Consider the following 25,336-nt stretch of genomic DNA (forward strand, 5'->3'; position numbering starts at 1 on the left):
AAGGGTCCTGGTCTTGCTAGGGCGGCCGGTGCGGCGGCCATCAGGGAAATTGCGGGGCCCGGGACTGGCCCGGAACCCCGCAGAGCTCGGTATGAAAGGCACTTGGCTGAAATTACTCGGATTTCAGTTTGCGGGCTTTGATGATCACCTCGTAGGCGTCGTGGGTGATCGGATCAAAGCTCTTGGCTTCGCCCGCAGCCACACCATAAAAGCATTCGCGGTCGGTTTCGCTGAGGTTGTCCATCAGCGCGGTCATCTTTTCCTTCACCTCTGCAGGCAGCGCCTTGCGCAGCACCACCGGACCTTCCGGGATCGGCGCGGATTTCCAGATTTCGACCATGTCGTTCATGTCGACCAGGCCCGCGTCCACGGCGCGGCGCAGCGCACCCGACTGGTAGCCGTCTTCCCATTCGCCCAGGCCGTCTGCCCAGGTCACGCCCCCGTCCACGTCGCCATTGGCTACCGCGACGATGGTCTGCTCGTGGCCGCCGGTGAATTTCACTTCACCGAAGTAATCGCCGGATTTCATGGTTGCGTCGATTTTGGCAGGGATCTCGATCGAGGGGATCAGGTAACCGGAGGTGGAATTCGGATCACCGAAGCCGAACACCTTGCCCTTCATGTCCTCCAGCGAGCCGATGCCGCTGTCCCTGCGGGCAAAGCCGACCGAGTAGTAGCCGTAGCCGCCGTCGGTGTTCACCTTGACCAGAACCGGCTCCACCGCCTCCGGGTCGGACAGGTAGGTCTTGGCATATCCCGATGCGCCCAGCCAGGCCATGTCGATGGTGCCGCCCAGCAGACCCTGGATCACGCCGTTGTAATCGGCAGGGGCGAACAGCTTGGTCTCGACACCCAGTTCCTTCTCTGCGTATTCGCGCAGGCACTCGTTGTTGTTCAGACGGTCCTGGGCATTTTCGCCGCCCAGGATGCCGATGCGGAATTCGCTGATCTCTTCGGCCTTGAGGGGGGCTGTAAGCGCAGTGGCGGCCAGAACGGCGGCAAGCAGGGTCTTCATCTCGTGTCTCTCCGGTTGGCCTTCCCGGCGCAGCAGCGTCCGGGAAGATGAAAACAGGTCAGGGTTATTCGGCCGGAATGGCAGCGCGCAGCGCGTCCGTCTTTTCCAGCGTTTCGATCTCGGTCGACGTGGCCGCTTCGGAGAATTCCTCCCCGGCGCCATAGATTTCGCGGGCAACGCCGGTGGTCAGCTGTTCGGGCAGGCCGTCAAAAACGATGCGCCCGTCGCGCATCCCCACCACCCGGTCGCAATAGCGCCGCGCAGTGTCCAGCGTGTGCAGGTTGGCAATCACCGTGCGCCCGTCTTCCTCGTGGATGCGGCGCAGCGCCTCCATCACGGTCTGAGCGTTCATCGGGTCGAGCGACGCGATCGGCTCATCCGCCAGGATGATCTTCGGATCCTGCATCAGCGCCCGGGCAATCGCCACCCGCTGCTGCTGGCCGCCGGACAGCGCCTCGGCGCGCTTGGCCGCATGTTCCGCGATGCCGAGGCGGTCAAGAATGTCGATTGCCTTGTGGATGTCCGCCATCGGGTACAGGTTGAACATCGTCGCCATCGCCGACCGCCGGTTCAGCGTGCCATGCAGCACGTTGGACACCACATCCATCCGCGGCACCAGGTTGAACTGCTGGAAGATCATCGCGCATTCGGACTGCCATGCGCGCTTCTCGCGGCCCTTCAGGCCGGTGATTTCCCGGCCCTCGAACAGGATGCGGCCGCCGCTGGCGTCCTCCAGCCGGTTCAGCATCCTGAGCAGGGTGGATTTGCCTGCTCCGGAGCGGCCGATGACCCCGATCATGCAGGGCTTGTCGATATCCAGCGTCGCGGCATCCACCGCAATCTTTCCGCTGAACCGTTTTGTCAGTTTGTCAATGCGCAGCACCGGGGCGCTCCCTCTTCGTTCGAGGGCATGCCTAGCGCGCCTGCTCAAAGCTCATGTGTCACTGCCGTGAAAGTTTTGTAACGCCGCCCGGCGCAACTCCGGGACGTGCACCGCACCGCAACCGGGCGCGGCAAGGAAAACTGCCCCTGTGCACGGGGGGCGGGACGGTCTATATGGCCATCGACTCCTCATTTTCCCTTTGCAAAAGGAAGCTGCCAGATGTCCTTTGACCGCAAGATCAAGATCGCGCCCTCCATCCTCTCCGCCGATTTCGCCAACTTCGGGCAGGAGATCCGGGCCATCGAGGCGCAGGGCGCCGACTGGGTGCATGTGGATGTGATGGACGGCCATTTCGTCCCGAATCTCACCTTCGGCCCGCAGGCGGTCAAGGCGTTCCGCCCGCATGTGAAGACGGTGATGGACGTGCACCTGATGATCGCGCCGGTCGATCCCTATATCGACGCCTACGCCGATGCGGGCGCCGACGTTCTGACTGCCCATGTCGAAGCTGGCCCGCACATCCACCGCACCCTGCAAGCCATCCGCGCAGCGGGCATGAAGGCCGGCGTTGCGCTGAACCCCGGCACCCCGGCGGAAGCGGTGGAGCATCTCATGGACCTCACGGACCTCGTGTGCGTGATGACCGTGAACCCGGGCTTCGGCGGCCAGAAGTTCCTCGACATGACTGCCAAGATCCGCCGCCTGCGGTCGATGATCGGCGACCGCCCGGTGCATATCGAAATCGACGGCGGCGTTGATCCCAAAACCGCGCCGCTGGTGGCCGAGGCAGGCGCCGACGTGCTGGTGGCAGGCTCCGCCGTGTTCAAGGGCGGCTCGGTCGACAACCCGCAGGTCTACGGCGACAACATCCGCAAGATCCGTTCCGCCACCGAAGGCACCTGGGCGTAAAGCGCGGAAACTCCCGCCAATCGCCAGGCGCATCAAAGATGCACCGCTCTTGTTGGGCCAGGCGCCGCGCGTTCCGCGCGGCGCTTATGCGTGATACGGCCAGCGTTTTGCGTCCAGCCCGGCATTGCCGGGCCGCGCCCTGATGGCCCTCGACGGGCCGGAAGGGCGCCCGCCCGCCCGTTCAGCCGCTCTTGTTCAGATCGTCAAAGGTTTTGCCTTTGGCCACCAGCTGCTCCAGCAGCGGCGCGGGCTGCCAGAAGAAATCATCCTCCGCCGCATAGGACCGGATATCCGCCAGAATGCCGTCCAATCCCTGCAGCTCGGCCCATTTCAGCGGCCCGCCCCAGTAGCGCGGGAAGCCGTAGCCGAAGACCATCACCATATCCACATCCAGCGGCCGCCGCGCGATGCCTTCGCCCACCACCCTGGCAGCTTCGTTGACCATCGCGCACATATAGCGGCGCAGGACCTCGGCATCGCTGAACGCGCGCGGGGCAACGCCCTGCTGTTCCTGATCCTTCGCAATCAGATCCGCCACATCGGGGTTCGGCACGCCGCCGCGCCTGCCTTCCTCGTAGATGTAAAACCCCTTGCCGGTCTTCTGGCCGAAATCGCCGCCCTCGCACAGCATCTCGTAGAAGCGCGGCACCCGTTCGCGCGGATCACGGGTCGGCGCGCGGCGCTTGCGCGCGGCCCAGTTGATGTCGAGCCCGGCCAGATCCCCCATCGCAAACGGCCCCATCGGGAAGCCGAAACCGGTCACCGCCTGGTCCACCTGATAGGGCGAGGCCCCGTCCAGCACCACGTATTCCGCCGCCTTGCGGTAGGCGTTCATGATCCGGTTGCCGATGAACCCGTCGCAGATGCCGGAGCGCACCGCGACCTTCTTCAGCCGCTTGCCCAACGCGAATCCGGTGGCCAGAACCTCCGGCGCGGTCTGCTGCGCCACCACGACTTCCAACAGCTTCATCACATGCGCGGGCGAAAAGAAATGCAGCCCGATCACGTCCTGCGGCCGGGAGGTCGCCGCGGCGATCTCGTCCACATCCAGATAAGAGGTATTGCTCGCCAGCACCGCGCCCGGCTTGCAGTGGGCGTCCAGCTTGCCAAAGACCTCGCGCTTCACGCCCATGTCCTCGAACACCGCCTCGACCACCAGATCCACCTGCCCCAGCGCGGCATAGTCCGTCGCCACCGTCAGCGCCCCGCCGGTCAGCTGTTCGTATTGCGCCTGGCTGATCTTGCCGCGCCTCAAAGCGCCTTTCAGGTTGCCCTCGATCCGTCCGCGGGCTGCGGCTGCCGCCTCTTCGGTCATCTCGATCAGAACCGCCGGCAATCCGGCCAGCAATGCCGCAGTGGCAATGCCTGCCCCCATGGTGCCGCCGCCGATCACCCCCATCGAGGCGACCCCGCGCGGCTCAATCCCTTCCAGTTCCGGCAGTTTGCTGACCGCGCGTTCCGAGAAGAAGGCGTGAATCAGCCCTTGCCGCTGATCGGAGTCCATCAGTTCCTGAAACAGCGCGCGTTCGCGCTTGAGGCCGGTCTCGAAACTCTCCGCCTCAGCTGCGGCCTGCACCGCGCGCACCGCCACCGCGGGCGACAGCTGGCCGCGGCCTTTCTTCAGCGTGGCCTCGTAGACCGCATCGAAATCCACCGCGTCCGGCGCGGGCATTTCCCCCACCGCCCGGCGCGGCGCGCCCTGCTTCAGCAATTCCTGCGCGTAGGCCAGGCCGATGTCCCGCGGATCACTGTCTTCGATCCGGTCGATGACGCCCTTCTCCAGCGCCTCCGCCGCGCCGATGTGGCGTCCTGTCGTGATCATCTCCAGCGCCGCTTCTGTACCTGCCACCCGCGGCAGCCGCTGGGTACCGCCGGCGCCCGGCAGAATCCCCAGATTGACTTCGGGCAGCCCCATCTTCGCAGACGGCACCGCAATCCGGTAATGCGAGGCCAACGCCACCTCCAGCCCGCCGCCCAGAGCGGTGCCATGCATCGCGGACACCACGATCAGCGGCGAGGCCTCAATCCGGCTGCACAGGCCGGGCAGCTGCGGATCCTGCGGCGGCTTGCCGAACTCGCGGATATCGGCGCCGGCAAAATACGTCTTGCCCTCGCCATAGATCAGAACCGCCTTGGCGCCGTCCTGTTCGGCCCGTTCGATCCCGGCCAGCAGCCCCTTGCGCACCTCCGCGCCCAGTGCATTCACCGGCGGGTTCTGCGCCTTCAGAACGGCAATTTCGCCCACGCGCTCATATGCAATGGCTTCGGTCATCCGGTCATCCTTTCTTCTGGGGCCGCCTGCCGCGCCCAAGTCCCGACTGATTAGGCACGGCAGCAGTATCTGCGCCAAGCCCTAATGGCAGCCGCAGGCCGCCAAACCCCGCGTTAGGGGAGATGGCAAAGCACGGCGCCTGTTTCGTCGCGGATCATGTAACAGGTGGGGACGAAATTGAAAACTTTTTGAAACGTTTCGAGCAGGGATGCCGCGCCAAACGGCGCTGCGGAGCGCTCAGTGCGTCTTCACCGCCCCGCTTTCGATCCAGCCGTCCAGCACCTCCAGCGCCTTGGCCGCAAATTCCGCATCGTTGATGTGGCAGTCAAGCTCATGCAGGCTGGCATTTCCGGGACAGCTGCGGCGCATCTCGCCGCAAAAGGCCGCCAGCCCCGCCGCGTCATGCAAAGGCGCCCCGGCACGGTCCCATTCGTTGCAGCCGCCCCTGGGCAGCAGCACCGCAACCGGCGCCCGTGCGGCGGCCAGCTTGCCGCAGACGGCGTGTGCCACCTGCCGCCGCTCGTCTGCATTCAGCAGGGCAGAGGTGAGCAGGCGGTTGTGGGCATGCGTCTCCCGTCCTTTCAACTGCGCGGGCATTTCCTGCCATCCGGCAAAATCCACCAGATCACAGCAGCCCGGCGCCACCAGCTGCGGTATCCCTGCGCGGCCTGCATTGGTCATTCGGTCCGCCCCCGCCGACAGTCCGCCGAACAGGTGGTTCGACACCTCCTGCGGCGCAAAATCCATCACCGCGGCAAAGGCGCCTTCCGCCGCCAGACTCTCGAACGCGCGCCCGCCCATGCCGGTGGCGTGAAACACGGCAACCTCGAATCCACGCTTCTCCAGCGCGGGTTTCAGCGCCACCATGTAGCGCAGCACCGTCTTGCCAAACGAGGTCATGCCGATCAGCGGCCGGTCCCGCCGCGGCGGCTCCACCGCACGCGCTGCGCCCAGTACCGCCCCTGCGGCCTGGCTGAGCGAGGCCTTGCAGATCGAGTTCAGCCCGTACAGCCCCCCGGCCCACAGGATCATCTGCACGTCCGCCGGGATCCGGTCCGGCGGCACCAGCGGCGAGAAGGCGACGGTTGAGACAATATACTTCGGCACCCCGACCGGCAGCGCCGCGCACATGTCCAGCGCCAGATCGGTGCCCATGGTGCCGCCCAGCACGACCACACCGTCAATGCGGCCGTCTTGGTACAGCTGCAGAGCCATGACCGCCGCACCTGCCCCCATGATCTGCATGGCGGTGTTTTCATCGCCTGAGCCGATCGCCTCTTTGATCGAGCTTCCGCCGGCCTCCGCCACCTCATGCTTGCTGACGTCCTCAGGCCGGGCGGGATCGCCCAGCACGCTGACATCCATGGTCAGCACCTTGCCGCCCTGCCCGCGGATCACCTCCGCCAGATAGCCCAGCTCGTCATCCTTGGTGTCATAGGTTCCGGCGACTAGAATGGTCTTGTCTGCCACAGGCTTTCTCCCGTCTCTTCAGCTTCGCGGCGGCGGCTGTCTCTGCGCCGCAGCGTTTCATCTTTCCGCAAATACTCCCGCCGGAGGCCGCAGCACTTGCCGCGGCAAATGCTGCTTCACAGCTGGATCCAGGCGGTCTTGAGGTCGGTATATTTATCCAGCGCGTGCAGCGACTTGTCATGCCCGTTGCCGGACTGCCCGACGCCGCCCAGCGGCACGGTGTTGTCCGGCCCGCCATAGGTGTTCACATGCACCACGCCCGCCCGGATCCCCGCCACCATCCGGTGCGCGCGGCTGAGGTTTGCGGTCCAGACCCCCGCCGCGAGGCCAAAGGCGGTGGCATTGGCCAGGCTCAGCGCTTCCTCTTCGGTTTCGAACTTCGTAACTGCCAGCACCGGTCCGAACACCTCGCGCTGGAACAGCGCATGATCGCGGGCCACCTGGGTGACGATCGCAGGCGCCATATAGGTGCCGCCGGTGTCCTCCAGGATGCGCCGGCCGCCGGTGATGACCTGCCCGCCCTCGGCCCGCGCCATATCCATGAAGGACAGGTTCTGGCGCAGCTGCGCTTCGGAGTTCACCGCCCCGATCTGCGTGTTCAGATCCAGCGGATCGCCGACCTGCAGCGCCTCTGTCTCGGCTTTCAGCATTTCGATGAATTCATCTTGGATGGACGCCTCGACCAGCAGGCGCGAGCCCGCCACGCACACCTGGCCCGAGTTGCGGAAGATGCCTGCCGCGGAAACCTTGGCCGCCCTGGCCAGGTCCGGCGCGTCGGCAAAGACGATATTGGGGGATTTGCCGCCCAGCTCCAGATAGCAGCGCTTGAGGTTCGAGCGCGCCGAAGCCTCCAGCAGCTTGCGCCCCGTCGCGCCGGAGCCGGTGAAGGCCAGCACATCCACACCGCTTGAGGCCGCCAGCGCCGCGCCGGTTTCCGCGCCGGAGCCTGTCACCACGTTCAGCACGCCATCCGGCAGGCCGCATTCGGAGCAGATCTCTGCCAGCCGCAACAGCGTCAGGGAGGCGGTCTCGGCCGGTTTCAGCACCACTGAATTGCCCATCGCCAGAGCCGGCGCCAGCTTCCACGCGCCGATCATCAGCGGGAAGTTCCAGGGCACGATGGCTCCGACCACCCCGACCGGCATCCGGTGCACCAGCCCCAGCACATCCGGCGCGGTCGGCGCGACCTCGCCCGCCACCTTGTCCAGCGCCTCGGCGTAATAGCGGAAGGTGCCCGCCGCCGATCCCGGCTCTGCCTTCAGCGCCATGCTGAACTCGGTGCCATTGTCGCGGACGCCCAGCACCGCCAGCTCCAGCGCCTCGGCCTGGATGCGGTCGGCGATCCTGTGCAGCACCTGTTTCCGTGCGGCGGGGCTCTGTCCCGCCCAGCGGCGGTCCTCATATGCCCGCCGCGCCGAAGCGACAGCGTTCTCGACATCTGTGGCAGACGCGCCCGCCAGCGTCGTCAGAACAGATCCGTCAACCGGCGAAGCAACTTCGAGTGTCTGGCCCGAACCTTCCTGCCATGATCCTTCAAGAAAGAGTTTCTGCGGCGCCACATCAAGCCGCCGAAGCCTGTCGATGAGGTTTTGGTCTGCCATTCGGCCTCCTTCAGTTCCTTGTGGTCCTTCAGCACCCGCAGGATGTGGACCGCCAGAACGATGATGATGAGTAGAAACAGGATGAACGCCACCGGGCGGTCAATGAAATCAAAGGGTTCCTTCACCCGCGCCATGGCCGCGCGCAGCTTCACCTCCATGATGCCGCCCAGCACCATGCCCAGGATGATCGGCACCGCGGGCAGCGACAGCCGCTTGAGGACATATCCGAGGATGCCAAACCCCGCCGCCATCACACAGTCGGTGGCGGAGTTGCGCAAGGAGTAAACCCCGACAAAGCTGAGCGTCAGGATGCAGACGCCAAGGAACCGGTTGGGGATGCGCACCACCTGGATCAGCGGCCTGGTGGCAAACAGCAGAAACAGCAGCACCAGCACGTTCAGGATCAGCAGCGCCAGGTACAGGGCCACGACAAAATCCATGTCGTTCTGAAACAGTCCCGGCCCCGGCACCACGTTGTGCACGTAGAACACCGACAGCATCATCGCCGTCAGCGCCTCGCCCGGGATGCCCAGGGCCAGCAGCGGCACCATGGCGGCGGCAGGCACGGCGTTGTTGGCGGTCTCCGCCGCGATCAGCCCTTCGGAGGAACCGTTGCCAAAGTCCTGCGGCCGTTTCGAGGTCTTCTGCGCATAGGTGTAGGACATGAACTGGGCGGTGAATTCGCCGACGCCGGGCACCATGCCCATCAGCACGCCGAAGGTGGCGGAAACACCCGCCACCCTTGGATGGCGCGCCAGCTCGCGCAGCCCCTGGAACATGCCGCCGCGCAGGCGGGCCATGCGGATTTTCTCATCCTCGTCCGTCAGCAGCACAAAGGCCTGGGAAATCGCGAAAAGCCCCAGCACGACCACGATCAGGTTGATGCCGCCGCCCAGGAAGTCCTGCCCGAAAGTGTAGCGCTGGGTGTATTTCACCGGCTCGAGGCCAATGGTCTGCAGGAAGATCCCGAAACAGGCCAGCGCCCCGGCCACCAGCGCCTGGCCGCGGTGGGCAACCACCACCAGGATCAGGCCCAGAAGCGCCGCCATGAAGATCTCGCGCGAGCCGAACATCGGCGCGATTTTGGCCAGGACCGGGGCAAACAGGATCAGGCAGACGACCGAAAAGATGCCGCCGAAGAAGCTGGCGGAATAGGCGAGGCTCAGGGCGCGGCGCGGCTCGCCCCGCGCGGTCATCGGGTAGCCGTCATAGGTGGTCAGCGCATTGACCGCGGTGCCCGGCGTGTTGATCAGGATTGCCGGAATGGCGCCGCCGTACATGGACGAGCCGTAGATCCCCAGCAGAACGGTCAGCCCGACAATCGGGTCCATCGAGAACGTCGCGGGCAGCAGGATCGCAATGGCCACTGCCGGGCCGACGCCGGGAATGGCGCCGATCAGCACGCCGCCGACCGAGCCCGCCAGCAGCGCCAGCGCCACGTCCCAGCGCATCAGGATGTCTATGGCAGAAAGAATAAGGTCCATGGCGGGCACTCAGAGATAGAGAATGAAGAAACTGCGCAAGCTGCCCGGCAGATACTCATAAAGCATCGCTCCCGGGATCTTGACCGACAGGAAGGCCTTGAACAGCACCACCACGGCCACCGCAAAGGCAGCGCTTGTCCACAGCATCAAGCGGCTGCGGTAGCCCATCCGCCAGCACAGCAGCGGCACAAAGACCAGCGTCACGGGCAGGTAGCCGATGATGGGCACCAACAGGACATAGCCCATGAACCACCCGGCATATTCCAGCACCCGCCCCCAGCGCTTGACCTCCCGCAGGTCATAGCGGCTGACCCGCCGCCAGGGCAGTTTGTACAGGTGCAGCCCGCCCAGCAGCACCATGCCGCCGATGGCGACAGCGGGCCAGAACCGGGGCTGGGCAAACAGCTTGGTCTTGCCGACCCAGGTTGTCTGCTCTGTGATCAGAGCCAGCAGCAGCAGTGCGGCGCCCACCAGAAAGAGGGCAAAGACCAGCTGTCCGCGCCGCGGCCCTGCAAAGCGGCGTTCACGTTCCGAAGGCATGAGAAGAGTTCTTTGTCCGCGCGTGTGAAAGGGGCACCGGGACCGCCGGGGGCCCCGAAGCCGGGAGGATTATTCCGACAGCAGGCTGCTGATGCGGGCCATGGTGCCGATGTCATTGGCAACCCGGGCGGCGCTGTCATCGGCACCCTGCCAGTAGACCAGCGCACCGGTTTCCTTGGCGACATTCTGGGCGCGCTCGCTCCTCACCGTCTGTTCGGCCACTGCAATGATCTTGTCGCGCACGTCCTGCGGGGTGTCCTTGGTCACGAACAGACCGTTCCACAGGGCAATGTTCAGGCTCTCGTCCAACTCGCCGATGGTCGGCGCGTCTGGCGCCAGCGGGATGCGCTCGTCGGTGATCGAAACCAGCACCTTGATCTGATCCAGGCAGGGCAGAATCAGTTGCAGCGTGGTGTTGATCACATCGGCATCGCCCGAGGCCAGCGTGTTGCAGTCCAGTGCGTCAAAGGCCGCGTCGGAGCCCCACTCGAAACCGGCGTTCCTGGCATAGGCCTTGGTCACCTGGGTCGGGGTCAGCACATCGCCGAAATGGCCCAGCGCCACGTCGTTTTCCCTGGCATAGGCTGCCAGCTCCTCCATCGTGCTGTAGGGCGCATCGCCAGAGGTGGCGATCACAAAGGGATAGGTCAGGAAGATCCCCAGCGGGTCGAATTTCTCCGGCGTCAGCGGCGGAATGCCGATCTGATGCCCCATCACCGGCACCCCGATCACGAAGGAGCCGATGGTGTAGCCATCGGCGGGCGCATTGGCGACCTCGATCGCGCCCGGGAACGGCCCGCCGCCGCCGCCCGGCTTGTTCACCACTGCTGCCGCGACGCCGTATGCGTTCTGGAAGTCCTCGGCGATCATCCGGGTCAGCACATCCTCCAGATCCCCCGGCGGCCAGGGCACGATGAAGTTCACCGGCTTTTCCGGATACTCGGCCTGCGCCGCAACCGCGCTCAGCCCCAGTGCAGCCGCTGCGGCCGCCCCTTTCACGAGGGTGTTGAGTTTCATGGCTATCCTCCCAGTCAATCACCAATCACACTGCATGGTTCATTATTTGAACCGTTGGTTTGAATTTAGATTGACAGGCCACCCGGTTATCTGTCAACAAAATTGCATCGCAGGTGCGTGTTTTTCCGCAACACCCGCCTGGAAGAACTGAACAGGGAGCATCGGCAAGAGCATGGGAACGGTATCCAAAGCCTTGTCATTATTGACATATTTCAACCATGGCCGGACCGAAATCGGGCTCAGCGACCTGACTCGCCTGTCAGCAATGAACAAGGCGACGGTCTACCGGCTGATGAGCGAGTTGCAGGAATCAGGCTTTGTCGAGCAGGCCGGAACAGACCGGTCCTACCGCCTTGGCCCCCAGGTCCTGCGCCTGGCCGCCCTGCGCGAAGCAGCGGTGCCGATTCTGTCGGTCTCGCGCCGGGTGCTGCGCGACCTGAGCGACGAAACCGGCGAGACCGCCCACCTGTCGCTCCTGCAGGGCAGCCAGCTCAACTCGCTGTCGCACGCCTACTCGCCCCGCCACGCGACCAAGGTGATGATGGAGGATGCCGAGGTGCTGACCTTTCATGGCACCAGCTCCGGCATGGCGGTTCTGGCTTACGCCAGCCCGGCCTTTGCCGACGAGGTTCTGTCGCAGCCGCTGGCAGCACGCACGGCCGCGACCATCACCGATCCGCTGGAAATCCGCGCTCAGCTGGAGGCGGTGCGCCGGAACGGCGTTGCCCAGTCGGTCGGCGGGTTCGAGGCGGATGTGCACTCCCACGCGGTGCCGGTCTTCGGCCCCGACCGCCAGGCGATTGGCGCGCTGGCCGTGGCGGCCCCGGTTTCCCGCATGACCGCGGAACAGAAGCAGCTGATCCCGGCGGCCCTGCGCCGCGCGGGCGCCGCCCTCACCCATCGCATCGGCGGCTCCGCTCCTGCGGATTATCCGCAGGACACTGCCGCCTGACCTTCCCTCTCCGGCCCGGCTTGGGGGCCGCATCCAGGAGCTGACCCCATGAACGACTCCAACTTCCTGAAAGAGCACAACGCCAAATCGCTCTGGCATCCGATGGCGCATCCCGGCGACAGCCTGGCCAATCCGCCTGCAATCATCACTTCGGCGCAAGGGGTGAAAATCACCGATATCGACGGGCACGAGGTGGTCGATGCGGTCGGCGGCCTGTGGAACGTGAACCTCGGATTTTCCTGCCAGCCGGTGAAGGAAGCCATCGCCGCGCAGCTGGATGTGCTGCCCTATTACTCCACCTTCCGCGGCACCACCAACGACCAGGTTATCCAGCTGGCCGAGGAGCTGCGCAAGTTCTTTGCCCCCGATGGGCTCACCCGCGCCTTCTTCACCTCCGGCGGTTCCGATTCGGTCGAAACCGCCCTGCGCCTCGCCCGCCAGTACCACAAGATCCGCGGCGAAGCGGGCCGCACCAAGTTCCTGAGCCTGAAGAAGGGTTACCACGGCACCCACATGGGCGGCGCCTCGGTGAACGGCAACGCCAATTTCCGCACCCAGTACGAGCCGCTCCTGCCCGGCTGCCACCACATCCCGGCGCCCTACACCTACCGCAACCCGTTCAACGAGACCGACCCGGAGCGCCTGGCCCAGCTCTGCCTGCAGGCGCTGGAGGATGAAATCGCGTTCCAGGGCGCGGGCACCATCGCCGCCTTCATCATGGAGCCGATCCTGGGCGCAGGCGGCGTCATCCCTCCGCATGCCAGCTTCATGCCCGGCGTGCGGGAGATCTGCTCTCGCAACGGCATCCTGCTGATCGCGGATGAGGTGATCACCGCCTTCGGCCGCACCGGGTCCTGGACCGGCGCGCGGCACTGGGGCGTGCAGCCGGACATGATGTGCACGGCGAAAGCGATCACCAACGGCTATTTCCCCTTCGGCGCGGTGATGATCGCGGACCATATGACCGGAACCTTCGAAAAGGACACCACCGGCAAGGCCGCCATCGGCCACGGCTACACTTATTCCGGCCACCCGGTCGGCGCAGCGGCGGCGCTGTCCTGCCTGAAGGAAACCCTGCGCCTGAACGTGCCGGAGAACGCCGCCGCCCGCGGCACCCAGATCCACCAGGGCCTGCTGGCGCTGCAGCAGAAATACGAGCTGATCGGCGACGTCCGCGGCGGCCACGGCCTGATGTGCGCGCTGGAGCTGGTTGCGGACCGCACAACCAAGGCTGCCGCGGACAAGCGAACCCTCGGCAAACTGCAGCAGACCGCCTACGAGGCCGGCGCCATGGTGCGGGTCTCCGGCCCCAACATCATCCTGTCGCCGCCGCTGGTGCTGAGCGAGGCGGAAGCGGATACGATCCTCTCCTCTCTCGACGCGGGTTTCGCGGCGGTGAGCTGACGCCTGCACCAGGCGCTCCCGCGCCCGGGCCGCCAGGTCCGGGCGCTGCCGGATGCCATGGCGGGCCCGAAGCACTTGCTTCGGGCCCGCGCCTTCGGCAGCGCCGCTGGCGCGGCGCGGCGGCGCGGTACTGAAACGGGCGCAGCTGCCGCAGCCCGGCCGCCATCAGATGAAATGCACATAGAAGTCACGCATGCCGTCGCCCTCCAGATCGCGGGTCTTGCGCACTTCCCTGAGCTTCATGAAAACGTGGTTTGCGACCAGTTCAGGACCGACGGCCTCGGTCAGCGCGGCATCCCGCTGCAAATCTTCCACCGCCCCTTTCAGATCTGCCGCTGTGCCTTCGCGCGCATCGGTGCGGTCGAACCCGTCGCCGGTCTCCATCGGCGGCAGCTTGAGCCCGTTCTCCACCCCCAGCCGCGCCGCCTGCAGCACCGCCGCCACCGCCGTGTAGGGGTTGGCCGATGAATCGGCGGTCCGGTGCTCCAGCCGCGCCTTGGCGCCGCCCTCGGAACTGATCCGCGTGGTCACGTTGCGGTGGTCGCCGCCCCAGTTCCGCCAGTAGCCCGACAGCGTTCCCGGCTGCAGCCGCATATAGCTGCTGGCGGTCGGCGCAATCAGCCCGGCCAGACCCTTGTGATGATGCAGCAAGCCGGCCAGGCAGCCGCGCGCCAGATCGGTCATATGCGCGGGCCCGCCCCGCGGACCGGCGGCCAGCGCATTGCCGCCTGCCTCGTCCGCAAAGGAAAAGTTGATGTGCATCCCCGAGCCGCCGGCCTCCGCCACCGGTTTCGGCATGAAGGTGAGGACGATGCCGTATTCCAGCGCCACCTCCCGCGCCATCAGGCGGAACAGCACGACATCATCCACCGCCTTCACCGCATCGTCAAAGGTCAGCGCGTATTCGAACTGCGGGCTGTCGAACTCGGCGGTGATCATGTCGAGCGAAAATCCCATGTCATCCGCCATTGCCCAGATCCGGTCATTGACCCGCAACGGATCGGCGAAGGGTCCGGTGCCGTAGACCACCCCGCCCGGCGCATCATAGGGCATCAGCCGCCCGCGGTCGTCCGCCTGCAGGGCAAAGGCCTCCAGTTCGATCCCGACCTTCGGCGCCAGCCCGCGCTTCTGCCAGTCCGCCACGGCCCGTTTGAGCGCCCCGCGCGGACACAGCGCCAGCGGCTGGCCCGCATCATCAAAGAGATCGCCCAGCACCACTTTGGTCGCGGCATGCCAGCTGTCGCGGATATCCTCCTGCAGCCACCTCAGCTCCATGTCCGGCAGGCCCTGCTTCACCATCGCGCCCGGCGCATCCAGCAGGTCCTTGTCGAAATGGGTGCCAAAAACCGACCGGCAGAAACGGGTCGAGCCCTCGCCGGTCCTGGAAAGGGGCAGATACTTCCCCCGCATGATGCTGAGGTGGTCGCAGAACATCGCGCGCAGGCGGGTCTTCATGGCTGGAGGTCCTTCCCTGTTGGGCGTGCTTTGCATCGTTTCGCGCACCTTGTTGCTTAACACATTTAGAGGTTTTCACCTAGCTGCGCACAAACCGCAGCCAGCCCCGCCCGGCCGCCAGGCCGGGCACGGCCCCGTGCCGGCACTTCGCGGTTACACGGCGTCCACACGCACCGGCAATTCCTTGATCCCGCCCACGAAATTCGACCGCAGGAACCTGTGCGGCCCCGCCGCTTCGATATGCCGGATCCGCTTGGCCAGTTCCTGAAACAGCACCGTGACTTCCAGCCGCGCCAGCCACATGCCCAGGCAGACATGCGGACCGAACTGGCCGAACGACAAATGCCGGTTCGGGCTGCGGAAAAGATTCACGTGAAAGGGATCCTCGAAATACCCCTCATCCCGGTTGGCCGAGACAAACCAGTACAGCACCTTGTCGCCCGCGCGGATGGTCTTGCCGTGCATCCCGGCATCCCGCGTCGCGGTGCGCCGGAAGTAGAGCGCAGGCGTCGCCCAGCGGATGATCTCATCCGCTGCGGTGTCCCAGACCGCGCCGCCCTGCTGCATCTGCGCCAGCAATTCGGGCTGGTGGCACATCGCCTGGATCCCGGCGGCAATCGAATAGCGGGTGGTGTCATTGCCCGCCGCAACAAGCAGGCAGAAGAAGTTGCGGAACTCGGTCCCGGTGATCACCGACCCGTCCCTGGCCGGCTCCAGGATCAGGTTCAGCACGCCGGAGGTATCGCCCCTGCGCGCCTTCGCCGCCATCAGCTCCCTGGCATAGGCATACAGCTCCGCGCCGGCGGGCGAGTTGAAGGGCATCATCCGGAATTCATCCGTCTGCATCCTGTCGAGCACATGGGACGTGAAATCCGGATCGGTATTGGCAATCAGCGCATCGCCCTTTTCCACCAGCCAGGGCAGATCCGCCTCCGGCAGGCCAACCACCCGGCCCAGCATCCGCATCGGCAGCTGCCGGGCAATTTCCCTGGTGGCGTCGAATTCCCCTTTGGCCAGCGCCTGGTCCAGAATGTCCGCGCACAAATCCCGAATGTCCTGCTCGTACTGTGCCATGGTGGTCCTGGAAAACGCCTTCAGCAGTTTCATCCGCACCTTGGAATGCTCCGGCGGGTCGGTCTCCTGAAAGGTGCGCCGCGCCAGGTATTCCTCATGGGACTGGTCCTCCATCCGGATCCCCCGGGCAGAGGAGAACACCTCGGTGTTCTTGTTCATCACCGTGATGTCCTCATAGCGGGTGACCGACCAGAAATTTTCACCGTCCGCATATTCGGTCCAGTGCAGCGGATCCTCGCGCCGCAGCCGCGCAAAAGTGTTGTGCGGCGCGCCGCCTGCAAAGCTATCGTGGCTGCTCAGGTCCGCATGACCGTCATCCGTCGGGGTCCAAACTGTCATTGCGGTCTTCCCTGGCCTGCCTGCTTAGCGCATCTTAACAAATACCATGAATAGGCAAAGGAAACCCTTGTGAGCATGCCCATGCACTTGGCCATCCTGATGACCAACACCGACGAAAGCGACTTTGCCCGGGCCCGCCCCAGGGACAGCGAGAAGTTCACCCGCCTGATCCAAATGGCGCGGCCGGACTGGCGCACTTCGGTGTATGCGGCGAAGGACGGGGAATTGCCTGAGGACCTTTCAGTCTTCGACGGCGCGATGATCACCGGCAGCCCGGCCTCTGTCCGCTCCGGCGCGCCCTGGATTGCGGACCTGCTGGAGCTGATCCGTGCCGCGCACGCCCGCCGCTTTCCGCTGTTTGGCGCCTGTTTCGGCCATCAGGCCATCGCACTGGCGCTCGGCGGCAGCGTCGGCGGCAATCCCGGCGGCTGGGTGCACGGGCTGACCCGCAACCGCCTGCGCAACCGGCCGGACTGGGCCGCCGCCCTGCCGGAAGAGGTCAAGCTCTACGGCTCCCACAGCGAGTGCGTTTGCGCCCTGCCGCCCGGCGCGGTGCCGCTGGCCGAGAGCAATGGCGTCAACGCGGGCTTCACCCTCGGCCGCCACATCCTGACCACTCAGCACCATCCGGAAATGAGCCACGAGTTCATCACCGCGCTGACCTGGGAAATGCGGGCAACGCTTGGCCCCGCAGTCCGCGCCCGCGCGCTGGAAAGCCTGCGCAGCCACGCGGACCAGCAAGCCTTTGCGCAAAGCCTTGCCTGCTTTTTCGAACACGCCGCGCAGCGCTAGCGCCGGCTTTCATCTTTCCCGGAATACTCCCGCCGGAGGCACGGGGCCGCAGGCGCCGTTCCCTGCCTGGTTCCCCCGGCCCGCGCCGGGGACAGCCGCCACGCACCTGCGCCGCAGGCGCCCAATCACAGCCCGCCCCTCGAGAACACGGCCCAGGGGGCGCTGCCGCCGCCCTGCGGGCTCCCTTGGAGTATTTTTGCCAAGGCGAAAATGCAGGGCGGTTACTGCGGCACCGGCCCGCGGCACTTCGCGGTCAGCTCGGGTTCGACTTCCTCTGCCTCGTAGACCCCCAGCAGGATGCCCCTGCGCCCCGATTTGCCGCGGCGCGCCTTGATCTGCTGATCCGACAGGGTGATCCGCTGCGACATCCGCAGGCCCCAGTCCAGCAGCCTGCCGTACATCAGATCGATGACCTCCTGATGCGTCTGCCGCGCGGCCAGATCCACCAGCTCGTCCGGGTCGTTTTCCAAGTCGAACAGCATCGGCCGCATACCGCCCTCTGCGTGCATGAACTTCCAGCGCTTGTCGGCGATCATGAACAGCCGCGCATCCCTGGGCTCCAGCCCGAGGCTGCTGCACAGCGGCATGGTGGAATAGTCGAATTCCGCAACCGCATAGCCGCGCCAGTCCGGGGTTTCCCCGCGCAGGAACGGCATCAGCGAACGCCCTTCCAGAATATGCGGGGCCGGCTCGCCGCCGGCCGCTTCCAGGAAGGTCGGCAGCAGGTCAATCGCCTCCACCAGTTCATCGCAGACTGTGCCGCGGGTGGCATCCGCCAGGCTGCGCGGATCATAGATGATCAGCGGCACCTTGATGGACGGCTCGTGGAACAGGTTCTTCTCCCCCAGCCAGTGGTCGCCGAGGTAGTCGCCATGATCCGACGTGATGACGATCATCGTGTCCCGCATCCGGCCGGTCTCCTCCAGCCAGGCAAACAGCCGCCCCATCTGGTCGTCGGCCTGCTTGATCAGCCCCATGTAGGCCGGGATCACCTTCTGCCGCACCTCATCGCGGCTGAAGGCCTGGCCGATCCGGTTGTTCATCATGCCCTTAAACACCGGGTGCGCGTCCTCGCGTTCCGCCGCCGAGCGCACCGCCGGCAGCACATGCTCCGGTCCGTAAAGATCGTGATAGGGCGCGGGCACGATATAGGGCCAATGCGGTTTGATATAGCTCAGATGCGCGCACCAGGGGCCTTCCGCCTGTTCGATGAAGTCCATCGCCCGGGAGGTGAGCCAGGGGGTCTCGCTGTCCGCTTCGGCGATATTGGCCGGCTTGTCCGCATTGACCATGAACCAGCCGGAAGCGATATCGCCATCCTCTGCGCCCGCATTGGCGAAATCATTCCAGGGGTTTCCGCCCGGGTAGCCCTGCTGCCTGAGGTAATCGTTATAGGGGCTGCGCTTCTGGTCATAGAAGCCGTCCGGGCCTTCCGCCCACAGCCCGTCATCGCGCACCCACGGGTCAAAGCCGCATTCCGACTGCCGCACCCCGATCACGCTGTCCGGTGCCAGCCCCAGACGCTGCATCCCCTCGGCATCCGCAACCATATGGGTCTTGCCGATCAGGTGGCAGCCCATGCCCGTCTTGCGCAAATGGTCGCCCATCGTCCATTCGCCCACCCGAAGGGGATAGCTGTTGAACTGCACCCCGTGGCTGGAGGGATACCGCCCGGTATAGCTCGACATCCGCGACGAGCCGCAGGTGGGCGATTGCACATAGGCGCGGGTAAAGCGCACGCCCTTTGCGGCCAGCCCGTCGATATGCGGCGTGTGCAGATGCGGATGGCCTGCGCAGCTGAGGTAATCGAACCGCAGCTGGTCGAACATGATGTAAAGAATGTTCATCGGCGCCTCCCGGTCAATGATGCGCCATTATTGAACACGCGGTGCAATTTTTGGCGAGGACGATTCTTGACCTTCCCGCCGCGCCAAAGGAACAGTGGTCCTCTTTGCAATCCGATTCACAGCTGTTTCTTAGGACCCGAATTTTGCCGCGAAATGAAATCCGCCCAGCCACCGCAGAAGATTGCGCCAGCCTCGCCGCCCTTTCTATCGAAGTCTGGCTGGCCACCTATCTGCGCGCGGGCATCAGCCGCATCTTCGCGGAGCATGTGCTGGCACAGTACACCCCGGATCACTTTGCAGCAGCCCTCAAGACCTCCGAACAGTGCATTCTGGTATCGCAGAACCGCGAGGGCATCGATGGATATATCCGGGTGGCACACAACAGCCCCTGCCCGGCCGGCGGGCTCTCCCGCACGGAGATCGCCACGCTTTACGTCCGGCCCTGCCACCAGGGAGAGGGCAAGGGCGCCGGACTGCTCATCGCCGGGCTGCAGGCGTGCGGGACCCGGGGCTGGGATGCGCCTTGGCTTGCCGCCAATTCGGAGAACCTGCGTGCCATCGCTTTTTATCTCCGCCACGGGTTCGAACCGGCCGGCCTGACCTGTTTCCGGATCGGGGAGGCAAGTTACGCCAATGACGTTCTGCAATACCGCGGCCCCCTGCCGCCTTCGCAGACCTCAAGCCGGCGCCCTCCCGCCCGTCGTCAGCCTTTCTGACGAAAGACCTCCTCCCGTTGGGCCTGGCGCCGCGCCCTGCGCGGCGCCAGGCCCAACGGGAGCGGGGCAGTTTCACTGCACCGGCGACGGGCGGGAGGTCTGTGTGGCCGCAGGGTCAGGCATCCGCAGCCCCCTGCGGTGCGATTTCCAGCAGCAATTGCCCGGATTGAACCTGCGCGCCCGGGTGCTCCGCGATCAGGGCGACAATACCCGGACCCGCCGCCCGGATTTCGTGCTGCATCTTCATCGCTTCCACCACCGCAAGACGGCTGCCGGCGTCAACCGCATCCCCCACGGCCACACAGACCTCCCTGAGCACGCCATGCAGCGGTGCAACAACCTGCCCGGACTGCCGGGCAGTATCGGCAGCGGCCGACGCCCGCTGGCGGGTCAGAGTGAATATCCGCGTGCCGGTTGCCACCTGCAGCAGACCGCCCTGGAAGCGCCAGCACTTGAGACCGGCCCGCCTGCCGTCAACCCGCAGGCAGCCACCGTCCCCTGTCACGTGATGCAGCCGGCCGCCGCAGGCCACGTTCAGCTGCCCCGGCGCCTCGCACACAGCGAGGCACTGGAGCGCGCCATTGCAATTCAGGCGCACCGCGGACTGCAGCCCGCCCTGGCTTGACCAGCCCAGCAGTTCAGGTGCCACGCCGCCCGCCGCAGCCGCGCAGCGCTGCTGCCCGGCCCGGTAAATCAGCGCCGCCCCCAGCGCAAAATCCGTGGAACTCAAAGGCGTGTCCAGCCCGTCCGGAAAATGACGGGGAATGAAATCAGTGGCCGCACCCCCCGCTGCAAACTCCGAATGCGCCAGCACCTCCAACAGAAAATCCCGGTTGCACACAGGCCCGAGCAGCACGCAGTCCTGCAGCGCCGCCAGCAGCCGCTGCCGCGCCTCCTCCCGGGTGCGGCCGTGCGCGGTCAGCTTGGCCAGCAGCGGGTCATAAAAAGCAGAGATTTCCTGCCCCGATGCGATCCCGTCATCCACCCGGATGCCATCACCGCAGGGCGGCTGCCACTCAGCGATCCGCCCGGCCTGCGGCAGGAACCCCTGCGCCGGATCCTCGGCATAAAGCCGCGCTTCAATGGCATGGCCCTGCATCTGCACATCGTCCTGCGCCAGCCCCAAAGCCTCGCCCCGCGCCACCCGGATCTGCATCTCCACCAGGTCCAGCCCGGTGATCATCTCCGTCACCGGATGCTCCACCTGCAGGCGGGTGTTCATCTCCAGGAAATGAAACGCTCCATTCCCGTCCAGCAGGAATTCCACCGTGCCCGCCCCCTGAAAGCCGATGGCCTGCGCCGCCTTGACCGCCGCGGTGCCGATCCGGGCACGCAGGGCTGCGTCCACGGCCGGGCTTGGCGCCTCCTCCACCACTTTCTGGTGGCGGCGCTGGATCGAGCAATCCCGTTCGCCCAGATGGATCACATGGCCATGCGCATCGCCGAACACCTGCACTTCCACATGGCGCGGGCGCATCAGCGCCTGTTCCAGGATCACCTCATCCGAGCCAAAGGCCGCCTGCGCCTCGCGGCGGGCCAGCTCCAATGCGGCGCTGAAATCCGCCGCCGACGGCACCAGCCGCATTCCCCTGCCGCCGCCGCCCGCGGCCGCCTTGATCATCACTGGATACCCGATCCGGGAGGCTTCCGCCGCCAGCACATCCGCCGCCTGATCCGCGCCTTCATAGCCCGGAACGCAGGGAACACCCGCCGCAATCATCCTGCGCTTGGCGGCGGCCTTGTTGCCCATCAGCGCAATCGCCTCCGGAGAAGGGCCGATAAAGACCAGCCCGGCGTCCGCGCAGGCGCGGGCAAAGTCCGCGTTTTCCGACAGGAACCCATAGCCCGGGTGCACCGCCCCGGCGCCAGCCTCCCGGGCCGCTGCGATGACCTTCCCGATGGACAGGTAACTGTCCGCCGCCGGACCTGCGCCGATGCAGATCGCGGCATCGGCAAACTCCGCATGCGGGCTGGTGGCGTCTGCTTCGGTATAGACCGCAACGCATGCCAGCCCCATCCGGCGCGCCGTGCGCATCACCCGCAGCGCGATCTCGCCGCGGTTGGCCACCAGGATCGTGTCAAAACTGCTCATCCCGCCCCCGTCATATCCGCGCCACGCCAAAGCTGTTGGGGTTGAGGCGGCGTGCCCGCGCCTCCTGGCAGGTCTGCAGGCAGAAGCCGATCACCCGGCGGCTGTCGCGCGGGTCGATCATCCCCATGTCCAGCGCCCGCCCCGAGGTATAAAAGGCATCCGACTGCCCGTCGAAATGCGCGGTGATCCTTGCGCGCTGCGCCGCCAGCCGCGCCTCGTCCGCCTCCAGCCCCTTGCGCTCCGCCGTGCGGCGGGCGACCTGTTCCATCGTCAGCGCCGCCTGTTCGCCGCCCATCACCCCGGTCATCGCGTTGGGCCAGGTGAACAGGAAATCGGCGCCGAAGGCATAGCCGCACATGCCGTAATTCCCCGCCCCGAAGCTGGCCCCGGTGTAGAGGGCAATCTTCGGCACCCGCAGATTGGTCACTGCCTGGATCATCTTGGCGCCCTGCTTGATCATGCCCGCCCGTTCGGAGGCGGTGCCGACCATGTAGCCGGTGGTGTTGTGCAGAAAGACCACCGGCGTTCCGGCCTGATCCATCGCCTGCAGGAAATGCGTGGCCTTGGCGGCCCCGTCCGGGTCCAGCGGGCCGTTGTTGCCCAAAAGGCCAACCGCCTGCCCCATGATCCGCGCCTGCAGGCACACTGTGGCCGGCCCGAAGCCCGGCTTGAATTCGCGCAAGACCGAGCCATCCGCGATCCGCGCCGCCACCTCGCGCATGTCATACGGCTTGCGGCAGTCCACCGGCACCGCGCCGGCGATCCCGTCAGGGTCCAGCGCAGGCGCGGCATACTCCGGGACGGCAGGGGCACATGGCTTCCAGCCCAGCCCGGCCACCACCTCGCGGGCGATTTCGATGCCATGCGCGTCATCCTCGGCCAGATACTCGACCAGCCCGGTCACAGCCGCATGCATCTCCGCACCGCCCAGATCCGCGTCCTCTGCCACTTCGCCGGTGGCAGCTTGCACCAGTGCGGCCCCGGCCAGCATCGCCATGCCGTTGCCCCTGACGCCGATCACATAATCCGACAGCCCCGGCTGATAGGCGCCGCCCGCGGTCGAGGCGCCATGCAGCACCGTGATCACCGGGATACCCGCCGCCGACAGCCGCGCCAGCCCCGCAAACATGCCGCCGCCATGCGCCCACAGCTCCACCGTGTAGCGCATCAGGTCGGCACCGGCGCTTTCCACCAGATGAATGAACGGCAGCTTCTGCCGCTCGGCAATGGCGATGGCGCCCAGCGCCTTGTCCACCGACTTCTGCGTCATCGCGCCGGCATTGATCCCGGCATCATCTGCAAAGATCAGCGCTCGCACGCCCTCGACATAGCCGATGCCAAGGATAATCGAGGCGCCGGGCACCGAGGTCTCCGGGTCCGGATCGTCCACCAGATAGGAGGCCATGTTATAGAGCTCCAGGAACGGCAGCCCCGGATCAAGCAGCGCCGAGACCCGCTCCCGCGGCGACAGCTGCCCCCGCTTGTCGAAGACCACGCGGCGCTGTTCGGACTTGGCCGCGGCGCGGGCCTCCAGCGCCCGCATCCGCTCCACCAGCGCCAGCATGTCCCTGCGGTTCCAGGCGAAGGTCTCGCTTTTGGCATCGATCCTGGTTTGAAAAACCGTCATCGCACGTATCCGCCTTTCTCCCGGCAAAGCCAGGCAGTGCTGCAAGATTCCGGCATTTTCACAGCTCCTCCAACAGTCCGGCATCCACCCGCACCGGCGCTGCCAGCAGCAATTGCGCAAACCCCTTGGCCTGAGGGTCATTGCGCAAGGAAGACGTCCCGCCGCCGCCCAGCGCGCCGTGCAGCAGGATATTCATCGACAGGCTGCCGGGCAGATAGAACCGCTCAAACCTGCCGTCCCAGAAATGCCCGAACACCCGGCGCATATGGGCCGCGTCCAGCGCCTCCCAGATCCAGGGCATGGCTTCCGGTGTCCGCGCGATCACCCCGATATTGGCGATATCGCCCTTGTCGCCGCTGCGCGCCCAGGCGAGGCGGATCAGCGGCACCTCCATCATTCTCTCTGCTTTTGGAACCGGCGGCGGCGCGGGCCGTTCCGCGGCCCGCAGCGGCATGCCCGCAGCCGGTGCTGCCGTTTCGCGGCCCGCCGCATCCCGGACGGATACCGGCACCTGCGCCTTGGGCAGCAGGCAGGAGAACAGCGCCAGCACCGGCGACGGCTTGGGCCGCGCACCCGCAAAGCCGCTCAGTCCCGGCGGCGCGGCGAGGCCCAGGCCAACCGCCTCCTTCAGGAACACCCCCACCCCGCGGGCCTCCGGGTGGCGCACCGCGATCTTGACCGCCACCTCGCGCGCCGGTCCGCTTTGCCGCAACCCGCCGAACTGGCTTTCGCTGCCGATCAGCTCAATGCTTGCATCGGTGAAGTCCGGCAGCTGCAGCCGGTCCAGAACGTCCCGCGCCCGGGTCAGAGCCGTCTTGGCAAAGAGCCGCGCCTTGGCCTCGGCGTCCAGCCCATAGAAGGTGAAGTAATGGCCGCTGCGGAAACCGTCCTGCCAGGTGATGCAGGTCTTGTAGGCCTCCGGCACGCCGCGCCCCTTGGCGCCTGCCACCCGCACCCGGTCCGGCCCCGCCTCCGTCAGCCTCACCTCTGAGAAATCGCACACCACGTCCGGCAGCACATAGGCCTGCGGGTCGCCGATCTCATACAGCAGCTGCTCCGCCACCGTCCCGCGCGAGACCAGGCCGCCGGTGCCCGCGGGCTTGGTCACGTCGAAGCTGCCATCGGCGCGGACCTCGGCAACCGGGTAACCGATCCCGGCCATCCCCGCCGCCGCCTCCTGCCAATCGGTGAAATTGCCGCCCGTCGCCTGCGGCCCGCATTCCAGGATATGGCCTGCCAGGCTGCCGCCCGCCAGCTGGTCCAGACCGGCAGCGTTCCAGCCGAAGCGATGGATGCAGGCGCCCAGTGTCACCGCGCTGTCCACGCAGCGCCCGGTGATCACGATATCCGCGCCCCCGTCCAGCGCTGCGGCAATCGGAAAGGCCCCCAGATAGGCGTTGACGCTGGCGATCTTCTCCAGCGGCGGAAACGGCGCGCCGGTGAACATGTCCCGGGGCGCAGCCTCTGCCAGCTCCGCCGCGCGGCCCAGCAAATCGTCGCCTTCAACCACCGCCACCCTCAAGTCCAGCCCTTGGGCGGCGATCTCCTGCCGCAGGGCCGCGGCGCAGGCCTGCGGGTTCATCCCGCCCGCGTTGGAAATGACCCGCACCCCTTGCCGCGCGATCTCTGCCAGGTTCGGCGCCATTGCTGCTGTCACGAAATCGGTGGCATAGCCCGCCTGCGGATCCCTTGCACGGGCCCGCGCCAGCACCGCCATGGTGATTTCGGCCAGGTAGTCATAGACGAGAAAGTCCAAGCCCCCCGCCGCCAGCAGCTGCGGCGTGGCCAGGGAGGCCTCCCCCCAGAACCCGGCTGCGCCGCCAATGCGCAGAACCTGTGGCATGGCT

General features: G+C 66.2%; 19 protein-coding genes. 5 read left to right on the forward strand and 14 right to left on the reverse strand.

Annotated features, from left to right (window positions below):
• Window positions 1-112: 112 nt before the first annotated feature.
• Window positions 113-1,015 (reverse strand): phosphonate ABC transporter substrate-binding protein, encoded by a 903-nt coding sequence (gene phnD / locus OKQ63_RS15215; RefSeq protein ID WP_264210891.1) that lies wholly within the window; start codon window positions 1,013-1,015, stop codon window positions 113-115.
• A gap of 64 nt (window positions 1,016-1,079) precedes the next feature.
• Entirely contained in the window at window positions 1,080-1,898 is an 819-nt protein-coding gene (phnC, locus tag OKQ63_RS15220; protein ID WP_264210892.1) for a phosphonate ABC transporter ATP-binding protein, read from the reverse strand.
• Between the two features lie 219 nt (window positions 1,899-2,117).
• Here phnC and rpe point away from each other — a divergent pair, with 219 nt between their 5' ends.
• Window positions 2,118-2,807 (forward strand): ribulose-phosphate 3-epimerase, encoded by a 690-nt coding sequence (gene rpe / locus OKQ63_RS15225; RefSeq protein WP_264210893.1) that lies wholly within the window; start codon window positions 2,118-2,120, stop codon window positions 2,805-2,807.
• Between the two features lie 181 nt (window positions 2,808-2,988).
• Here the strand turns inward: rpe and OKQ63_RS15230 are convergent, their stop codons facing one another.
• The 6 genes from OKQ63_RS15230 to OKQ63_RS15255 form a co-directional block, all read right to left on the reverse strand.
• Window positions 2,989-5,079 carry a 3-hydroxyacyl-CoA dehydrogenase NAD-binding domain-containing protein gene (locus tag OKQ63_RS15230; RefSeq protein ID WP_264210894.1) on the reverse strand — a complete coding sequence of 697 codons (2,091 nt, stop codon included), beginning with the start codon at window positions 5,077-5,079 and terminating at the stop codon, window positions 2,989-2,991.
• A 237-nt stretch (window positions 5,080-5,316) separates the two neighbouring features.
• The gene (locus OKQ63_RS15235; RefSeq protein WP_264210895.1) at window positions 5,317-6,549 is read right to left on the reverse strand and encodes a Tm-1-like ATP-binding domain-containing protein; all 1,233 of its coding nucleotides are present in this window, start codon (window positions 6,547-6,549) and stop codon (window positions 5,317-5,319) included.
• 116 nt (window positions 6,550-6,665) lie between these two features.
• Window positions 6,666-8,108, reverse strand: a complete 1,443-nt coding sequence (locus OKQ63_RS15240; RefSeq protein ID WP_264213935.1) for an aldehyde dehydrogenase family protein — start codon at window positions 8,106-8,108, stop codon at window positions 6,666-6,668.
• The gene (locus OKQ63_RS15245) at window positions 8,015-9,634 is read right to left on the reverse strand and encodes a tripartite tricarboxylate transporter permease (protein WP_264210896.1); all 1,620 of its coding nucleotides are present in this window, start codon (window positions 9,632-9,634) and stop codon (window positions 8,015-8,017) included. Before OKQ63_RS15245 ends, OKQ63_RS15240 begins: the two co-directional genes overlap by 94 nt.
• A 9-nt stretch (window positions 9,635-9,643) precedes the next feature.
• A complete protein-coding gene (locus OKQ63_RS15250; RefSeq protein WP_264210897.1) occupies window positions 9,644-10,174 on the reverse strand; it encodes a tripartite tricarboxylate transporter TctB family protein in 531 nt (176 codons plus the stop codon).
• A gap of 69 nt (window positions 10,175-10,243) precedes the next feature.
• A complete protein-coding gene (locus OKQ63_RS15255) occupies window positions 10,244-11,191 on the reverse strand; it encodes a tripartite tricarboxylate transporter substrate binding protein (RefSeq protein ID WP_264210898.1) in 948 nt (315 codons plus the stop codon).
• A gap of 172 nt (window positions 11,192-11,363) precedes the next feature.
• Here OKQ63_RS15255 and OKQ63_RS15260 point away from each other — a divergent pair, with 172 nt between their 5' ends.
• Both OKQ63_RS15260 and OKQ63_RS15265 read left to right on the forward strand, forming a co-directional pair.
• Window positions 11,364-12,143 carry an IclR family transcriptional regulator gene (locus OKQ63_RS15260; protein ID WP_264210899.1) on the forward strand — a complete coding sequence of 260 codons (780 nt, stop codon included), beginning with the start codon at window positions 11,364-11,366 and terminating at the stop codon, window positions 12,141-12,143.
• A 48-nt stretch (window positions 12,144-12,191) separates the two neighbouring features.
• Window positions 12,192-13,547 carry an aspartate aminotransferase family protein gene (locus tag OKQ63_RS15265; RefSeq protein WP_264210900.1) on the forward strand — a complete coding sequence of 452 codons (1,356 nt, stop codon included), beginning with the start codon at window positions 12,192-12,194 and terminating at the stop codon, window positions 13,545-13,547.
• Window positions 13,548-13,712: 165 nt separating this feature from the next.
• Here OKQ63_RS15265 and OKQ63_RS15270 read toward each other — a convergent pair whose 3' ends face one another.
• Together OKQ63_RS15270 and OKQ63_RS15275 are read right to left on the reverse strand one after the other, a co-directional pair.
• Complete coding sequence (locus OKQ63_RS15270; RefSeq protein WP_264210901.1) at window positions 13,713-15,002, reverse strand: type I glutamate--ammonia ligase; 1,290 nt, start codon at window positions 15,000-15,002, stop codon at window positions 13,713-13,715.
• Window positions 15,003-15,155: 153 nt separating this feature from the next.
• Entirely contained in the window at window positions 15,156-16,415 is a 1,260-nt protein-coding gene (locus OKQ63_RS15275) for a cytochrome P450 (RefSeq protein WP_264210902.1), read from the reverse strand.
• An 81-nt stretch (window positions 16,416-16,496) separates the two neighbouring features.
• Here OKQ63_RS15275 and OKQ63_RS15280 point away from each other — a divergent pair, with 81 nt between their 5' ends.
• Window positions 16,497-17,207, forward strand: coding sequence for a type 1 glutamine amidotransferase (locus tag OKQ63_RS15280; RefSeq protein WP_264213936.1), 711 nt, complete (start codon window positions 16,497-16,499; stop codon window positions 17,205-17,207).
• 221 nt (window positions 17,208-17,428) lie between these two features.
• On the opposite strand, the gene OKQ63_RS15285 is transcribed toward OKQ63_RS15280, so the two are convergent.
• Complete coding sequence (locus tag OKQ63_RS15285) at window positions 17,429-19,054, reverse strand: sulfatase-like hydrolase/transferase (RefSeq protein ID WP_350356286.1); 1,626 nt, start codon at window positions 19,052-19,054, stop codon at window positions 17,429-17,431.
• 41 nt (window positions 19,055-19,095) lie between these two features.
• Between OKQ63_RS15285 and OKQ63_RS15290 the strand changes: the two genes are divergently transcribed.
• Entirely contained in the window at window positions 19,096-19,770 is a 675-nt protein-coding gene (locus OKQ63_RS15290; RefSeq protein ID WP_350356287.1) for a GNAT family N-acetyltransferase, read from the forward strand.
• 115 nt (window positions 19,771-19,885) lie between these two features.
• Here OKQ63_RS15290 and OKQ63_RS15295 read toward each other — a convergent pair whose 3' ends face one another.
• The 3 genes from OKQ63_RS15295 to OKQ63_RS15305 are packed head-to-tail and all read right to left on the reverse strand — an operon-like array spanning window position 19,886 to window position 25,332.
• Window positions 19,886-21,862, reverse strand: a complete 1,977-nt coding sequence (locus OKQ63_RS15295; protein WP_264210903.1) for an acetyl-CoA carboxylase biotin carboxylase subunit — start codon at window positions 21,860-21,862, stop codon at window positions 19,886-19,888.
• A gap of 10 nt (window positions 21,863-21,872) precedes the next feature.
• A complete protein-coding gene (locus tag OKQ63_RS15300) occupies window positions 21,873-23,489 on the reverse strand; it encodes an acyl-CoA carboxylase subunit beta (protein ID WP_264210904.1) in 1,617 nt (538 codons plus the stop codon).
• A gap of 58 nt (window positions 23,490-23,547) precedes the next feature.
• Window positions 23,548-25,332 carry an acyclic terpene utilization AtuA family protein gene (locus tag OKQ63_RS15305; RefSeq protein ID WP_264210905.1) on the reverse strand — a complete coding sequence of 595 codons (1,785 nt, stop codon included), beginning with the start codon at window positions 25,330-25,332 and terminating at the stop codon, window positions 23,548-23,550.
• Window positions 25,333-25,336 lie beyond the last annotated feature (4 nt).

It is taken from the genome of Leisingera thetidis, from assembly GCF_025857195.1.
Classification (GTDB): Bacteria; Pseudomonadota; Alphaproteobacteria; order Rhodobacterales; family Rhodobacteraceae; genus Leisingera; species Leisingera thetidis.

Excerpts from the sequence above, each read along its gene's own strand:
- phnD (WP_264210891.1), bottom strand. The coding sequence starts at position 1,015 with ATGAAGACCCTGCTTGCCGCCGTTCTGGCCGCCACTGCGCTTACAGCC.
- rpe (WP_264210893.1), top strand. The coding sequence starts at position 2,118 with ATGTCCTTTGACCGCAAGATCAAGATCGCGCCCTCCATCCTCTCCGCC.
- OKQ63_RS15230 (WP_264210894.1), bottom strand. The coding sequence starts at position 5,079 with ATGACCGAAGCCATTGCATATGAGCGCGTGGGCGAAATTGCCGTTCTG.
- OKQ63_RS15245 (WP_264210896.1), bottom strand. The coding sequence starts at position 9,634 with ATGGACCTTATTCTTTCTGCCATAGACATCCTGATGCGCTGGGACGTG.
- OKQ63_RS15250 (WP_264210897.1), bottom strand. The coding sequence starts at position 10,174 with ATGCCTTCGGAACGTGAACGCCGCTTTGCAGGGCCGCGGCGCGGACAG.
- OKQ63_RS15255 (WP_264210898.1), bottom strand. The coding sequence starts at position 11,191 with ATGAAACTCAACACCCTCGTGAAAGGGGCGGCCGCAGCGGCTGCACTG.
- OKQ63_RS15260 (WP_264210899.1), top strand. The coding sequence starts at position 11,364 with ATGGGAACGGTATCCAAAGCCTTGTCATTATTGACATATTTCAACCAT.
- OKQ63_RS15265 (WP_264210900.1), top strand. The coding sequence starts at position 12,192 with ATGAACGACTCCAACTTCCTGAAAGAGCACAACGCCAAATCGCTCTGG.
- OKQ63_RS15270 (WP_264210901.1), bottom strand. The coding sequence starts at position 15,002 with ATGAAGACCCGCCTGCGCGCGATGTTCTGCGACCACCTCAGCATCATG.
- OKQ63_RS15275 (WP_264210902.1), bottom strand. The coding sequence starts at position 16,415 with ATGACAGTTTGGACCCCGACGGATGACGGTCATGCGGACCTGAGCAGC.
- OKQ63_RS15280 (WP_264213936.1), top strand. The coding sequence starts at position 16,497 with ATGCACTTGGCCATCCTGATGACCAACACCGACGAAAGCGACTTTGCC.
- OKQ63_RS15285 (WP_350356286.1), bottom strand. The coding sequence starts at position 19,054 with ATGAACATTCTTTACATCATGTTCGACCAGCTGCGGTTCGATTACCTC.
- OKQ63_RS15295 (WP_264210903.1), bottom strand. The coding sequence starts at position 21,862 with ATGAGCAGTTTTGACACGATCCTGGTGGCCAACCGCGGCGAGATCGCG.
- OKQ63_RS15300 (WP_264210904.1), bottom strand. The coding sequence starts at position 23,489 with ATGACGGTTTTTCAAACCAGGATCGATGCCAAAAGCGAGACCTTCGCC.
- OKQ63_RS15305 (WP_264210905.1), bottom strand. The coding sequence starts at position 25,332 with ATGCCACAGGTTCTGCGCATTGGCGGCGCAGCCGGGTTCTGGGGGGAG.